Below are 14,267 nucleotides of genomic sequence, written 5' to 3'. Positions count from 1 at the left end.
GGAAATCAGCGGCATGAGACGAGGCATAATGCTTCTCCTCTTGCCGCTTCTCTTGTCTATCGGGCTTCAACCGATGACGGGTGAAGCAGCAGGTTGGGAAAAAGAACGAATGTATTTCATCATGGTGGACCGGTTCGAGAATGGCGATCCGAGTAATGATCGAGAGGCGGATCCCGAAAATCCAAAAGCGTTCCAAGGTGGCGATTTAGCAGGTGTGACGAAACGTCTCGATTACATCAAGGAAAAGGGATTCACTTCGATTTGGTTGACGCCGATCTTTAAGAACCGTCCGAATGGTTATCATGGATACTGGACGGATGATTATTACGAGATTGATCCGCACTTCGGAACAAAGGAAGAGTTTAAACGTCTCGTCAAAGAAGCGCATAAACGGGATATCAAGGTCGTCCTTGATCTTGTCGTCAATCATTTAGGACCAAATCATCCAATGGTGAAAGAAAAACCGGAGTGGTTTCATAAAAATCAACCGATCATGAACTGGAATAACCCGTCGGAAGTCGAGAATAACTGGCTGTTCGATTTACCGGACTTCAATACAGAAAATCCGAAAGTCGTGGATTATTTAGTTGATGCCGCGAACTACTGGGTCGATGAAACGGGTATAGACGGATACCGGCTCGATACGGTTCGCCATGTGCCAGCGTCATTTTGGAAAACGTTTATCCCAGCAGTAAAAGAAAAGCATCCAGACTTATTCTTGTTGGCTGAAGTGTTCGATGGAGATCCGCGAAAAATCGCGTCCTATTCGAAATTAGGTTTTGATTCTGTGACGAACTTCCCGTTTTATTATGGAGTCAAGGATCAGTTTGCTCGCAAAAATGGTTCCGCGGAAGAGCTCGATTCAGTTTATAATCGAGATACTACGTTTAATCCGAATGCCAAGGGACTTGCAACCTTCATTGATAATCATGATGTCAAGCGCTTCATCACGGAAGCAAAGATTGGTGGAGCAGATGAAGAGGAGCGGCAGCTTCGATTAGCGCTGTTCGCACTCTATGCTGCACCAGGGATGCCGATCGTCTACCAAGGAACAGAGGTGGCGATGCCAGGTGGTGAGGATCCTGGAAACCGGATGATGATGACATTTGATCAAAATAAGAAGATGCAACAGTACGTAAAAACGTTGAACGAGATGCGTCAGGACTACCCAGCGTTTGCAACAGGGAAGCAACGCTTGATCGCAAAAACCGATCATATGGCAGTCTACTCACGGGAGACGAAACAACAAAAAGTCATTTACGCGATTAATCTTGGAGAAAAAAAGACGAGCTTACGCGTGTCTGCGAAAGAAGTCGGTGATGATCAGCGTCTAAGAGGACTTTTATTCTCAGACTTAGTGCGTCAAGATGGTGACGCCTATGAGATCACGCTTGATGCAAATAGTGCGAACAGCTATGTCATCGAAAAGTCACAAGTCAACTGGTGGTCGATCATCGCAATTGGTGCGATTGCTCCGATTTTAGCGCTCATACTTCTTCTCGTTCACCGTAAACGCATGCAACGTCAAACAAAATAAAATACTTAACTAGGGGAAATGTGAGGTGAAGGGGATGCAGGTAACAATCAAGGATGTAGCACGGGAAGCGAATGTCGCACCCTCGACGGTATCACGCGTCATTGCGAATAGTTCACGCATCAGTCAAAAGACGAAGGAACGGGTGCGGCAGGCGATGGATGAGCTCGGGTATTATCCGAACGTTCATGCGCGCAGTCTCGCGAATCGAACGACACAAGCGATCGGTCTCGTCATGCCAAGTGCTGCAACAAAAACGCTACAAAACCCGTTCTTTTCGGAGGTCATTCGAGGAATCAGTACAAAAGCGCATCAAAATGGATATTCGTTATATATGACGACAGGTGTCTCGGAAGAAGAAGTATATGAAGGTGTCGTGTCGATGGTTCAGGGCCGTCGTGTCGATGGTGTCGTCGTACTGTATTCCCGTACGGATGACAAAGTCGTTCAATTTCTGCAAGATTCGAAGTTTCCGTTCGTCGTCGTCGGAAAACCATTCAGTGATTCATCACATGTCACGTATGTCGATACGGATAATTATCTAGCCGGTCGCGAAGTGACGAAGTACTTGCATCAACTTGGGCATGAGTGTATCGCATTCGTCGGAGGCGCACAGGACTTAGCTGTGACGCAAGAACGTGTCGGGGGTTACAAGACGGCTCTCATGGAAGAGGGCATCCCGATTCAAGAATCCTACATCGTCAGTGCACCATTCATGACGACAGGAGGCGCTGAGGCAGTCAAACGACTGATGTCGCTTGAACATCCGCCGACGGCTGTCGTCGTCAGTGACGACATGATGGCACTTGGTGTCATGAGTACCCTGAATGAGATGGGGATCGGTGTGCCGGATCAAATGGCCGTCGTCAGTTTCAATAACTTGTTCATCGCAGAATTCTCAAGCCCACCGTTGACTTCTGTTGAAATCAATATCTTTGGACTTGGTTTTGAAGCGACGAATTGTTTGATTGAACAAATCAATGAAGATGCGACCCCTTATGGGAAGCGCGTCATCGTTCCACATTATCTCGTCGTCCGTCAGTCTTGTGGCGGAAAATCTGAAGCGTGAAACAGAAGTCTATTTTTAAACCGATTGGTTTGAAAATAGACTTTTTTTGATTCAAATGGATGTCGATTTCTAGTAAAAGGAAGCGGTTGCAGAAAAAGAAATTTATTTTCGTGCAAACGATTGCATTGATGCTTTTTATGTGTACAATAAAGAATGTAGAGTATAGATGAAACGCTTACATGATCAGATTGACTGACATGCGTAGCATAAAAAAGGAGCGACTTGACGATGAAACGACTTTTTGAGGTCAATGAGTGGAAAATTACAGAGCTTGGTTTTCATCCAGAAGATAATCGATTGGCAGAATCGATGACATCGATCGGAAACGGTCATATGGGAATGCGCGGAACGTTTGAAGAAGAGTACACAGGGGACACGCATCAAGGCATGTATGTCGCAGGTGTTTATTATCCGGATAAGACACGTGTCGGCTGGTGGAAAAACGGTTATCCGGAGTACTTCGCGAAAGTACTCAATGCTGTCAACATCATGGGTTTGAAAGTATCTGTCAACGGAAAAACTGTTGATTTGAATACGTGGGAAGTCATCGACTTCAAACGTGAACTTGATATGCAACATGGTGTGTTGACGCGGGCGATGTTGTTGAAGCATGGAGAAGAAGAGATAAAAGTCGAATCCAAGCGTTTCTTCTCGATCGTCGATAAAGAAATCGCTGCCTTGCAATATACGGTAACACCTGTCAATTTCGAAGCAGAGGTCATCATTGAATCATATCTCGATGCGGATGTTGAGAATGAAGACTCAAACTATGATGAGAAGTTCTGGCTTCCCGTTGAACACGGAATTGAAGAACGGTTTGGTTATGTCACATCAAAAACGAAAAAGCTCGATTGGCATGTGACGGCAGCTATGATCACGGACGTCGAAGGCGCACGGTGTGAGGTCGTCGATGGCAATACGCAGTACGTCGCGAATCGTTTCACGAAACAAGCCGCAGTAGGTGAGGGTGTCACTGTCGAGAAATTCGTTGCGCTCGTAACGAATCGCGATCATGAAATCGATGCGTTACTGGAGCAAGCGATGAAACGGGTTCACGTCGCATTCGAATCAGGCTTTGAACCATTGCTTGCGACACATGAAGCAGCTTGGTTGCACCACTGGGAAGAAGCGGATGTGAAGATTGAAGGTGATGTCGAGGCACAGCAAGGGATTCGTTTCAACATCTTCCATATGTTCCAGACCTACACAGGTGAAGACTCACGCCTCAACATCGGACCAAAAGGCTTCACGGGCGAGAAGTATGGTGGTGCGACGTATTGGGATACAGAAGCGTACTGCTTGAACTTCTACCTTGCGACGTCGAAACCGGAAGTGGCTTGGAATTTACTCAAGTATCGCCACAATCAATTACCGCAAGCAAAAGAAAATGCGGATAAGAATGTTGGGATGAAGGGTGCGCTTTATCCGATGGTGACGATGAACGGAGAAGAGTGCCACAACGAGTGGGAAATCACACATGAAGAAATTCACCGGAACGGTGCAATTGCGCATGCGATTTATAATTACACGAACTACACGGGTGACACATCGTATCTCGGACAATACGGATTTGAAGTGTTAGTCGAGATTGCTCGTTATTGGGCAAGCCGTGTCAATTATGTGGCGCATAAGGATGTCTATATGATTCTTGGGGTGACGGGACCAAATGAATACGAGAACAACGTCAACAACAACTGGTATACGAATTTGATCGCAGCATGGTGTCTCGAATATACGCAGACCGTTCACCGTCATTTGGCACAAGAAGAACCAGAACGTTTGCAAGAACTCATGCATCAATTAGCGTTGACGGATGAGGAACTGGCGAAGTGGGCAGATATCGACGCGAAGATGTATTATCCAAAAGATGAAGCAGCTCCTGGTATCTTCATGCAACAGGATGGCTTCATGGATAAGGAACAAATCCTGGTCGCTGAACTCGATCCAAAACATCTTCCGCTGAACCAGAATTGGTCTTGGGACCGGATCCTTCGCTCTGTATTCATCAAACAGGCAGATGTCCTGCAAGGTCTCTACTTCTTGACGGATCGCTTCAGTCTAGAAGAGAAGAAAGCGAACTTCGATTTCTATGAACCACGTACGGTTCACGAATCATCATTATCTCCGTGTATCTACTCGATCATTGCAGCGGAAGTCGGCTATGAGGAAAAAGCGGTCGAACTGTACCAACGTTCGGCACGACTTGACCTTGATAACTACAACAACGACACAGAAGACGGATTACACATCACGTCGATGGTTGGATCTTGGATGTCGATCGTCCACGGGTTCGCCGGATTACGGGTAGCGAACGATACGTTGTCCTTTAAGCCGATGTTGCCAAAAGGCTGGACGAGCTATGCGTTCCGGATGCAGTGGCGCGGTCATCATATCCATGTCCATGTTCAGCCAAACGCCGTCGAAATCACTCAGACGGAAGGCGAAGCATTCAGCTTAAACGTTCATGGAACGACTGTAGAAGTTCCGGCAGGAGGAAAGATTACGGTGCCTGCTTCGATGACAGTATAAATACGATGAAAAAGAACCGATGCCAAGTCGGTTCTTTTTTTGTGTAACACGAATTAGAGGACACCTTTGTCACAAATGAAAACGCCATCATGAAAAAGAACATCAATCTTTGGAAATCTTGACTATCCGGCGACATTTGAATGTGCTAAAGTGTTTCAAGATAGTTATGAATGAGAGGAGAACGGCGTGTGACAGCAGTAGTAAAGGAAAGTATGTTAAAAGTGATCGTGGCTACGATTGGAGGATTCGTCATTGCCGTTGCCATGAACTGGTTTTTGATTCCAAGTGGTGTTTATTCGACTGGATTTACAGGACTTGCCCAAATCTTGACGCAAGTCCTTCAAAATACAGCGTTTGCGTTTGGTGAAAACGTTTGGTTCTTAGCGCTGAACATCCCTTTGATCGTGCTTGCATGGATCATGTTAGGTCGGAGCTTTACAATCGTCACGTTGATTTCGGTTCTGGCAACGACGATTTTTATTGGCCTTATTCCTCAATATGCTGTCATACCAGGTGATCAGACACTGAATGCAGTGTTTGGAGGGGTCTTGCTTGCGATTGGTACCGGTATCACGATTAAATTCGGTGCTTCGACGGGTGGGTTTGATATCGTTGCCCTCATCTTTGCCCGTTTTTCCGATCGCAGTGTCGGCTTATATCTGTTCGTCTTGAACTTTTTGATCGCACTATTGGCAGGTGCCTTGTTCGGCTGGTCGACTGCCTTATATACGATCGTCTTCATCTACGTGACTTCTAAGGTCGTCGATGAGATTCATACAAGTAACCAACGCTTGACGATTTTTATCGTCACGAATCATGCGGATGACATCACGACGGCTCTGCATCAGCACATCATTCGTGGAATCACGCAGATTCCTTCGATCGGTACGTATTCACGAGCTGAGAAAGCGACGTTGATGATGGTCATTGAGCGTCACGAATTGCGGGATATCGAACGGATTTGTCGGGAAGCGGACGAGACAGTATTCATCAACGTCGTCGCGACGGACTCGGTCGTCGGATACTTCCGAAAAGGATAATGAAAAGAGGCTGACTCAAAAGTCAGTCTCTACAAAGATAAGGGTGGCAGAATGATGATCTGCCATCCTTATCTCGTAACAAAAAGAATGACGCGTCACACGCCACTCCTACAGGAACAAGCGCATTTATGCGCTGTCAGAGACGAACAAGACCCGCTTTTCTGCTCCAACGAAGCAGGAAAACTGGCTTGTGTCTCGCCTGAGGAAAGGGCGTGAAAAGACGCGTCATTCTTTTTTGAGTCAGCCTCTTTATCTGTTTTCATGTGAGTCCAAGTACGTGTCTCAAGTAATACGCGATCCCGTCATCCTCGTTTCGCTTCGTCGTGCCGTTTGCCAGATGTTTCAGCGCAGGGATGGCATTACCCATCGCGACACCATGTCCAGCATACTCGATCATCTCTAAATCGTTTTCCTCATCACCGAAAGCAATGATTTGTTTAGAGTTAATACCAAGGTGGTCGGCGATATGGGCAAGACCGACCGCTTTGCTTGTACCTTTTCGCATCACTTCGACCATGAATTCAGGCTTCACCCATTGACGATTGAGTACCGTCTCGGCATGGATACCTGATAGTTCGGAGCGGATTTCATCGACGTGTTCTCCTTTGGCATGAATTAAAAGAGATGTTGGTTCATGCATAAGCACCTTTCGTAAATCTCCGGTCGTGACGGATAAGGCATGGTCGGTATAGAATTCGTAAATACCAACCGGATCATATTGAAAATAGACATGATCCGTGACTTCGCAGACGATATTTTGTGTCTTTGTTTCAGCGACGGATTCCAAAATATGTTGGACGGTCTTGAGTGGAATCGGATGGTGCTGGACTTCAAAATGAACATTCTGCGGGTGATGGACGAGACCACCGTTAAAATTAACGATCGGTGTCGTTAATCCAAGCTGTTCGTAATATTTTCGAGCGTGACGGAACGGTCGTCCTGTCGCAATGACGACTTCGTGACCGTTTGCACGTGCACGTTGAAGCGCAGCGATGTTCGCCACACTGATCGTTTTATCATCCTTTAAAAGGGTGCCGTCGAGATCGACAGCAATTAAGTGACGGGTCATGATGAAATCCTCCGCTTTCTTTTCGTTAATTCTACTGTATCATATGAAGCGATTGTCCTTCGTATGAAACGAGTAAGTTTTTCAAGGAAAAGAAAGCGCTTGAAAAAATTAGAGAAAAGCTGTTGCTTAGATTAAAAAATGGTATACTACAAATCGTAGGATAACTCTATAGTACGTTATGGAAACGGAGGGGAAATCATGCGTTTTCTCGTTACATTCTTTTGGTCATTCTTACTCGTGAACACAGCCGTGTTCATCGTATCAGCGGTTGATGCAGTATCGTATAGCTTTGGATTCGCGACAGCGATGTCTGTCGTCACTTCACTTGTCGTCTTCGCACTCGATGCCGTCAATGAAGATTTAGGTCTTGGTCAAGGGACTAAGGCAGAATAAGGAAAAGCGAGATATCGTCACTTGGACGATAGGCTCGCTTTTTGTCTTAAGGAGGAATGAGCGATGATCGTCATCGAACAGGTCATGTGGCAACAGATGCCGCAAAATGTCTACATAGCAGGAAATCAGATCATCGGAATCGGTTCCTACACCATAGATGAAGCACTGATTACACACCGAATTGATGGTCGCGGCAAACGGCTAGTTCCTGGTTTCATCGACGGACACTTACATCCAATTGGTGGAGGAGGGGAAGGCGGATTTGCGACACGAACGGCTCCGTTGACTGTTCGTGACATATTCGAAGGCGGTGTCACGACAGTCGTCGGATTGCTCGGAACAGATGGCTGGACGCGAACCGGAATTGATCTACTGGCACACATACGAGGATATGCCGCATTCGGTATTCGTCCCTTTCTCTTGAGCGGAAGTTACATGGTGCCACCCGTCTTCCTGACACATTCGACAGGGCATGATATCGTCCTCATCAATGAAGTGATCGGCATCGGAGAGATTGCCATCAATGATCACCGATCGACACAGCCGACTGCCCATGAACTCGCGCGATTAGCATCAGAGGCTCGAATCGCCGGCATGGTCAAAGGAGTGTCGGGAACGATGAACGTCCATATTGGAGACGGGAAACAAGGGCTCGATCTGTTACATGAGGTGATTGATACGACGGACCTCCCTATCGGACAATTCCTTCCGACGCATATCAACCGGAGTGAACGGATTTTTGAGGCGGGACTCGCTTGGGCGAAACGGGGAGGTCGAATCGATTTTACGACGTGTACGACGGAAACTTTCATTGCGGAAGGCGAGATTCCAGCAGGACAGGCTGTTGCTCGTGCTTTAGCAGCGGGAATCCCACCCGAGCAGATCACGATGTCGAGCGACGCTGGCGCAAGTCTTCCGGCGTTTGATGATGCAGGTCGCTTAGTGCGGATTGATACAGGAAAGCCTACTTCTCTGATGCAAGCCGTTCGCGATGCAGTGGAGCATGGTGTTGCTTTTGATCAGGCAATCGCGACGATCACGCGACATGTCGCGGATGCATATGGTATACCGGGCGGGCGAATCGCGGTCGGAGAACGAGCGGATCTGTTACTGATTGATGACGCTTTGCAAATCGATACGATTCTTGCGAATGGTCATGCTATAATGATTCAGAAAAAATGGCTAATACCAGAATGACGGAGGGATAGACGTGTCAAAGAAGTCGAAACGTAAAAACACGAAAAAACCGCAATCCAAGGCGAATTGGATTACAGCGGGAGTCATCGCCTTGATCGTATTGGTGGGAGGATTACTTCTTGTCTTCACGGATCGAGAAGATTCTGCATCGAAGAACGGCAATCTAACGGCTACACAAGTCGCAGATAAAGTAAAATCCGGTGATGAATTCTATACGTATTTCTATCAAACGGGTTGTTCCCACTGTGAAAAAGTAAAACCATATCTCGTCCCGCTTGGTGAAAAACAAGACATTCCATTCGAACAAATCGATCTTGCTGTCGAACAGTCGGCTTGGGATACGTTTGGCATCGAGGGTACACCGACTGTCGTTCACTTTAAAGACGGTAAGGAAGTCGGACGCGTAGCAGGAGAGCAAACGGAAGACAGCTATAAAGAGTTCTTCGCTGGAAAAGACGTAAAGGACTCAAAAGAAGAATCATCTGGTGATCTCAATGATTAAAAAATGGTTTTACTCTCGTGTGTTCGAATTAAATGGACACCCGCTTGTTGCCAAACAACTAAAACGTTTTGCGATGAGCCGTATCAGTCGTCCGTTCATCCGTCCGTTCGTTCAGGCATACGATCTAAATATGACAGAAGCTACTCGGAATTTAGAAGCGTATTCGAGTTTACATGACGTTTTCATTCGTCATGTCAAACCGGAAATGCGACCAATTGATCAATCAGAAGGCGCATTCGTCAGTCCGTGTGACGGTATATTGTCTGTCGTTGACGACTTGACGGCTGATAGCCGCTTTACCGTCAAAGGACAATCGTATACGGTATCCGAGTTACTCGGTTCCCATCATGAAGCACAGCAATATGTCGGGGGACGTGTGATGATCTTTTACTTAAGTCCGCAAAACTACCATCGTGTTCATGTGCCGATGGATGGAACAGTCCGGACGAGCTATACGCTCGGTCGCGATTCAGCACCAGTGAATGAGATCGGTCTCACACATGCGCTTCGTCCATTGACACGGAATTATCGTCGCGTGACACGTATCGTCCAAGGAAAACATGCACTTGAACATGTCATGGTCGGCGCACTGAACGTCAACTCGATCGTTCGGACGAACGAGTCGAAGGACCTTCGTCGCGGGGATGAGTTTGGATACTTCTCATTCGGTTCGACGGTCGTCCTGATTTGTCGGAAAGAGGCATTGACGTTAGACAGTCAAGCGATTGGACCAGTTTTAATGGGGCAACGCCTCGGACAATGGCATTCATGAGAGCGAGGCGCCCGTTCGGGGCGTCTCCTTACGTTTAGGAGGAATGAATCATGCCGGCAATGGCATTAGCAGAAGTCGGAAGTACACAGGTCCAGACATATATCGCACTTATCATTTTTTTAGTGACCTATGGCTTCATCATCAGTGAAAAAGTAAGCCGGGCGATCGTCGCTCTACTCGGAGCGCTCGCGATGGTCATCGTCGGCATTGTGGATCTCGAGACTGCATTATTTGAATACATCGAGTGGGGAACAATCGTCTTATTAATTGGGATGATGATTCTCGTTACGATTGCCAATCAATCTGGATTGTTTGAATATATTGCGATTCGTGCGGCGAAGACAACAAAAGGAGACCCAATCAAAGTGTTGATTCTATTATCCGCATTGACGGCACTTGGATCTGCCTTTTTGGATAACGTCACGACAGTCTTATTGATCGTTCCGATCACTTTCTCGATTACAAAGATACTTAAAATCGCGCCGTTTCCGTTCTTGCTCGCCGAAGTATTATTTGCGAACATCGGTGGGACGGCGACCTTGATTGGCGACCCACCGAACATCATGATCGGTGCCGCGAATCCACACTTAACGTTCAATGCCTTTTTGCTGAATCTTGCACCGATCATCCTGATCATTACGGTCGTGACGATCGGCATTCTGTACTTCGTCTTCCGGAAGCAACTGCACGTCGAGGCAGAAGATCGACAAAAATTGATGGAAATCGATGAAAAGAGTTATATTGTCAGTCGAAAACTCGTCACGCGGAGTAGTGTCGTACTCGTTAGTACGATTGCACTCTTCGTGTTGCATCCGATGCTTGATCGAATCGGACTCCATCTCGAAGCACCAGCGATCGCAATTCTTGGAGCGACCGTCCTGATGTTGCTAACGATTGAAAACGATCATCAGCTGGAAGGAATCTTTGCGCGTGTTGAATGGACTACGATTTTTTTCTTCGCCGGACTATTTGTACTTGTTGGTGGAATTCAGGAAGCAGGTATCATTCGATATCTTGCGGAGAAGACGATTGATCTGACAGGCGGTGACATTCAGACGACAGCAACTGCTGTTCTTTGGTTGTCCGGTATCGCAAGTGCGACGATTGACAACATTCCGTTTGTCGCGACAATGATCCCGCTCATCAATGATGTCGCTGCTGGGATCGGACTTACACCAGCAGATGCGAAAGTGGATGTTTTATGGTGGTCCCTCGCACTCGGTGCATGTCTCGGTGGTAACGGGACATTGATCGGTGCATCGGCAAACGTCATCGTCGCGGGTCTTGCGACACGACAAGGTGAAAAATTCACCTATATGCGCTTTTTGATTTACGGAGCACCGATCACGATCGTAACGTTGATCCTATCCCAACTCTATTTGTGGATTCGGTATTATTAAGAAAACGGGAGGTTCGCCTTCCGTTTTCTTTTGTGCGTCGCTCTTGCTACCTGATTGTGCTATAATCGAACGATAAGAGCATAACTGTTTCTTAAACTTAACTATAGAGCTAGACCATTATCTGGAGGTTTTATTCTTGTTCAAACGACTTTATCCGAAACATTTCGTGGCTTCGATCTACGATATCGACCTTGAAATGCTCAAACGAAACGGTGTCAAAGCGATTTTGACCGATCTTGATAATACGCTCGTCGCATGGAATATCGCAGATGCTCCAGACGAATTGGTTGCTTGGCTGGATATGGTGAATAATCAATATGGTTTTGACGTCATCATCGTATCGAACAATAACGGAGACCGCGTTAAGAAGTTCGCGGATCCACTCGGACTGCATTATATTGCGCCTGCTCGAAAACCGCTTCCTATCGGGTTTAAACGGGCATTGACGGAATTCGGCTATCACGCGAAAGAAGTCGTCTTCTTAGGAGACCAACTCTTCACGGATGTACTCGGTGCAAACTCCGTTGGAATCGAAGTCATCCACGTTCAACCCGTCGTTAAGACGGACGGTGTCGTCACGAAATTCAATCGCCTGATGGAACGTGTCATTTTCCGCCGGATGAAACGCAAAGGAATCTATAAATTGACACAACGCGTCAAGGAAGATCCTTCTGCACTGGAGCATCCGATCGAAACACTTCGTCAGGATAAGCAACAATAACCCTGTCAGATCGGTAGATGAAAGGGAAGGCAGCAGTCGCAACATGTACGGCGAGAGGTCGGAAGTTACGCTCTTGGAGTAGCGAGCAGGGCGCTACGGTGAAAAGAGAAGGGATATCGTTCCCGCATGCGGCTCAACATAATATGATCGAAGAAATCCACTGCGCTGGTTGTGGTGTCGCCATTCAAACGGAAGACACGAAAGCACCAGGATACGCACCTAAATCCGCACTTGATCGTGAAATGGTCATTTGCCAACGTTGCTTTAAATTAAAGCACTACAATCAAATTCAAGATGTATCGTTATCGGACGATGATTTCGTTAAAATCTTAGACGGAATCGGTCAAAAAGATGCACTTGTCGTTAAAATTGTTGATATCTTCGATTTTAATGGAAGCTGGTTACCGGGATTACATCGGTTCGTCGGTAAAAACGATGTCTTACTCGTCGGGAACAAAGCCGATTTATTACCGAAGTCACTCAACCCGAACCGTCTCATGAACTGGATGCGTCAAGCATCGAAAGAACTTGGATTACGTCCAGTCGACGTTCATCTGATCAGTGCGAAAAAGGGGCACGGAGTCGATGAACTCGCTGAAAAAATCGATTATTATCGAAAAGGTCGCGACGTCTATGTCGTTGGTTGTACGAACGTCGGGAAATCGACACTGATCAACCAAGTCATCAAACGCTTCGGTGAAGAAGATGAAGCCGTCATCACGGTCAGTCACTTCCCAGGAACGACACTCGACTTGATCGACATTCCACTCGACGATAACTGTAACCTGTATGATACACCGGGGATCATCAATCATCACCAGATGGCTCACTATGTTGATGCAAAGGACTTGAAGCTGATTACACCGAAAAAAGAGATCAAGCCACAAGTCTTCCAAATCCATCCGCAACAGACACTCTTCTTCGGAGGTCTTGCACGATTGGACTATATGGAAGGGAACAAGCGTTCATTCGTCATCTACATGTCGAACGAATTGAAAGTTCACCGGACGAAGCTTGAAAAGGCAGACGATTTATACGCGAACCACAACGGTGAGCTGTTGTCTCCGCCAAACGAAAAGACGCGTGAGATGCTACCGCCGCTTGTCCGTCATGAATTCAGCCTCCGCGATAACATGAAGACGGATATCGTCTTCAGTGGACTCGGGTGGGTTGCGGTTCACGGAAAAGGTGGACGTGTCGCTGCTTACGCCCCGAAAGGTGTCGCTGTATCCTTACGTGAGGCGCTCGTCTGATGCGCTTTGCCGTCATCGGTCATCCGATTGCCCATTCACTTTCACCTGAGCTGCATACAGCTTGGCTGGAAGCGGCTGGGCTTTTCGGCTGTTATGACCTTATCGATGTAACGGAGCATGAATTGCCACGAATCATTACAAAATTACGTACACATCAGCTAGATGGAATCAATGTGACGATTCCCCATAAGACAGCAATCATTCCGTTCCTGGATCGGCTGGAGCCGGCAGCTCAAAAAGCGGGCGCCGTCAACACGGTATACTGGAAGAATGGGCAGTTGATTGGTGCGAATACAGATGGAATCGGATTCGTCCGTGCGTTGACAGAACGTCGTCCGTCATTTCAAAAGACACTTGTCCTTGGTGCGGGCGGTGCAGCGCGAGGAATCATTGCTGCGCTACCGGGAGATGTGACGCTCACGAACCGCACAGAAGAACGCTCTAGGGTGGTTGCCGATGAATTCGGAACACACGTCTTGCCATGGCACGAAACATTTGATTTAACGAGTTACGACGTCATCATCAATACGACTTCTGTCGGGATGGCGCCACATGTCGAAGCACGTCCGATCGAATTGACAGAGACGAACGCTTTGATTTGTGATATTATTTATCGACCGACGCCGACCCGTCTATTGCGTGAAGCGACTGAAAAAGGTCTCGACACACTCGACGGCGTCCCGATGTTCGTCTTACAAGCGGCTGAAGCATTTGAACGCTTCACCGGACAAGCACCTGATCTCGCACTTGGCGAGCAGGTGATACGAAAGCAATTGGAGGAGTTTTAA

General features: G+C 47.2%; 13 protein-coding genes. 12 read left to right on the top strand and 1 reads right to left on the bottom strand.

The features are described from left to right. Positions 1 to 13: 13 nt before the first annotated feature. From B3M90_RS02125 to B3M90_RS02110, 4 genes are all read left to right on the top strand, one after another. The gene (locus tag B3M90_RS02125; protein WP_290782380.1) at positions 14 to 1,537 is read left to right on the top strand and encodes an alpha-amylase family glycosyl hydrolase; all 1,524 of its coding nucleotides are present in this window, start codon (positions 14 to 16) and stop codon (positions 1,535 to 1,537) included. Positions 1,538 to 1,571: 34 nt separating this feature from the next. Continuing rightward, positions 1,572 to 2,603: a LacI family DNA-binding transcriptional regulator gene (locus B3M90_RS02120; RefSeq protein WP_035398727.1), complete on the top strand. Its 1,032-nt coding sequence runs from the start codon at positions 1,572 to 1,574 to the stop codon at positions 2,601 to 2,603. A 228-nt stretch (positions 2,604 to 2,831) separates the two neighbouring features. Further along, the gene (locus B3M90_RS02115; RefSeq protein WP_214856709.1) at positions 2,832 to 5,132 is read left to right on the top strand and encodes a glycoside hydrolase family 65 protein; all 2,301 of its coding nucleotides are present in this window, start codon (positions 2,832 to 2,834) and stop codon (positions 5,130 to 5,132) included. 188 nt (positions 5,133 to 5,320) lie between these two features. Further along, positions 5,321 to 6,172, top strand: a complete 852-nt coding sequence (locus B3M90_RS02110) for a YitT family protein (RefSeq protein WP_214854759.1) — start codon at positions 5,321 to 5,323, stop codon at positions 6,170 to 6,172. A gap of 259 nt (positions 6,173 to 6,431) precedes the next feature. On the opposite strand, the gene B3M90_RS02105 is transcribed toward B3M90_RS02110, so the two are convergent. Then, the gene (locus tag B3M90_RS02105) at positions 6,432 to 7,241 is read right to left on the bottom strand and encodes a Cof-type HAD-IIB family hydrolase (protein ID WP_290782378.1); all 810 of its coding nucleotides are present in this window, start codon (positions 7,239 to 7,241) and stop codon (positions 6,432 to 6,434) included. 198 nt (positions 7,242 to 7,439) lie between these two features. Here B3M90_RS02105 and B3M90_RS02100 point away from each other — a divergent pair, with 198 nt between their 5' ends. The 8 genes from B3M90_RS02100 (at position 7,440) to aroE (ending at position 14,267) form a co-directional block, all read left to right on the top strand. Beyond that, the gene (locus tag B3M90_RS02100) at positions 7,440 to 7,634 is read left to right on the top strand and encodes a YjzD family protein (RefSeq protein ID WP_035409317.1); all 195 of its coding nucleotides are present in this window, start codon (positions 7,440 to 7,442) and stop codon (positions 7,632 to 7,634) included. A 63-nt stretch (positions 7,635 to 7,697) separates the two neighbouring features. Further along, a complete protein-coding gene (iadA, locus tag B3M90_RS02095; RefSeq protein WP_290782376.1) occupies positions 7,698 to 8,831 on the top strand; it encodes a beta-aspartyl-peptidase in 1,134 nt (377 codons plus the stop codon). Positions 8,832 to 8,844: 13 nt separating this feature from the next. Next, complete coding sequence (locus B3M90_RS02090) at positions 8,845 to 9,333, top strand: thioredoxin family protein (RefSeq protein WP_050677692.1); 489 nt, start codon at positions 8,845 to 8,847, stop codon at positions 9,331 to 9,333. After that, positions 9,326 to 10,105, top strand: coding sequence for a phosphatidylserine decarboxylase (locus B3M90_RS02085; protein WP_290782374.1), 780 nt, complete (start codon positions 9,326 to 9,328; stop codon positions 10,103 to 10,105). Before B3M90_RS02090 ends, B3M90_RS02085 begins: the two co-directional genes overlap by 8 nt. 59 nt (positions 10,106 to 10,164) lie before the next feature. Then, complete coding sequence (locus tag B3M90_RS02080) at positions 10,165 to 11,505, top strand: ArsB/NhaD family transporter (RefSeq protein ID WP_214855936.1); 1,341 nt, start codon at positions 10,165 to 10,167, stop codon at positions 11,503 to 11,505. A gap of 136 nt (positions 11,506 to 11,641) precedes the next feature. Further along, positions 11,642 to 12,226 (top strand): YqeG family HAD IIIA-type phosphatase, encoded by a 585-nt coding sequence (locus B3M90_RS02075; RefSeq protein WP_023467420.1) that lies wholly within the window; start codon positions 11,642 to 11,644, stop codon positions 12,224 to 12,226. A gap of 143 nt (positions 12,227 to 12,369) precedes the next feature. Beyond that, positions 12,370 to 13,479 carry a ribosome biogenesis GTPase YqeH gene (gene yqeH / locus B3M90_RS02070; RefSeq protein WP_023467421.1) on the top strand — a complete coding sequence of 370 codons (1,110 nt, stop codon included), beginning with the start codon at positions 12,370 to 12,372 and terminating at the stop codon, positions 13,477 to 13,479. After that, the gene (gene aroE, locus B3M90_RS02065; protein WP_214854769.1) at positions 13,479 to 14,267 is read left to right on the top strand and encodes a shikimate dehydrogenase; all 789 of its coding nucleotides are present in this window, start codon (positions 13,479 to 13,481) and stop codon (positions 14,265 to 14,267) included. Before yqeH ends, aroE begins: the two co-directional genes overlap by 1 nt.

Origin of the sequence: Exiguobacterium sp. UBA6309 (assembly GCF_002439205.1) — a bacterium.
Lineage (GTDB): Bacteria > Bacillota > Bacilli > Exiguobacteriales > Exiguobacteriaceae > Exiguobacterium_A.
Note: the sequence above shows the minus strand (reverse complement) of the source record. Positions and strands in the feature narration are given on the sequence as shown.

What these genes read in the sequence shown, in the direction of transcription:
- B3M90_RS02125 (WP_290782380.1), top strand. Translation starts at nt 14, where the DNA reads ATGAGACGAGGCATAATGCTTCTCCTCTTGCCGCTTCTCTTGTCTATC.
- B3M90_RS02120 (WP_035398727.1), top strand. Translation starts at nt 1,572, where the DNA reads ATGCAGGTAACAATCAAGGATGTAGCACGGGAAGCGAATGTCGCACCC.
- B3M90_RS02115 (WP_214856709.1), top strand. Translation starts at nt 2,832, where the DNA reads ATGAAACGACTTTTTGAGGTCAATGAGTGGAAAATTACAGAGCTTGGT.
- B3M90_RS02105 (WP_290782378.1), bottom strand. Translation starts at nt 7,241, where the DNA reads ATGACCCGTCACTTAATTGCTGTCGATCTCGACGGCACCCTTTTAAAG.
- B3M90_RS02100 (WP_035409317.1), top strand. Translation starts at nt 7,440, where the DNA reads ATGCGTTTTCTCGTTACATTCTTTTGGTCATTCTTACTCGTGAACACA.
- iadA (WP_290782376.1), top strand. Translation starts at nt 7,698, where the DNA reads ATGATCGTCATCGAACAGGTCATGTGGCAACAGATGCCGCAAAATGTC.
- B3M90_RS02085 (WP_290782374.1), top strand. Translation starts at nt 9,326, where the DNA reads ATGATTAAAAAATGGTTTTACTCTCGTGTGTTCGAATTAAATGGACAC.
- B3M90_RS02080 (WP_214855936.1), top strand. Translation starts at nt 10,165, where the DNA reads ATGGCATTAGCAGAAGTCGGAAGTACACAGGTCCAGACATATATCGCA.
- yqeH (WP_023467421.1), top strand. Translation starts at nt 12,370, where the DNA reads ATGATCGAAGAAATCCACTGCGCTGGTTGTGGTGTCGCCATTCAAACG.
- aroE (WP_214854769.1), top strand. Translation starts at nt 13,479, where the DNA reads ATGCGCTTTGCCGTCATCGGTCATCCGATTGCCCATTCACTTTCACCT.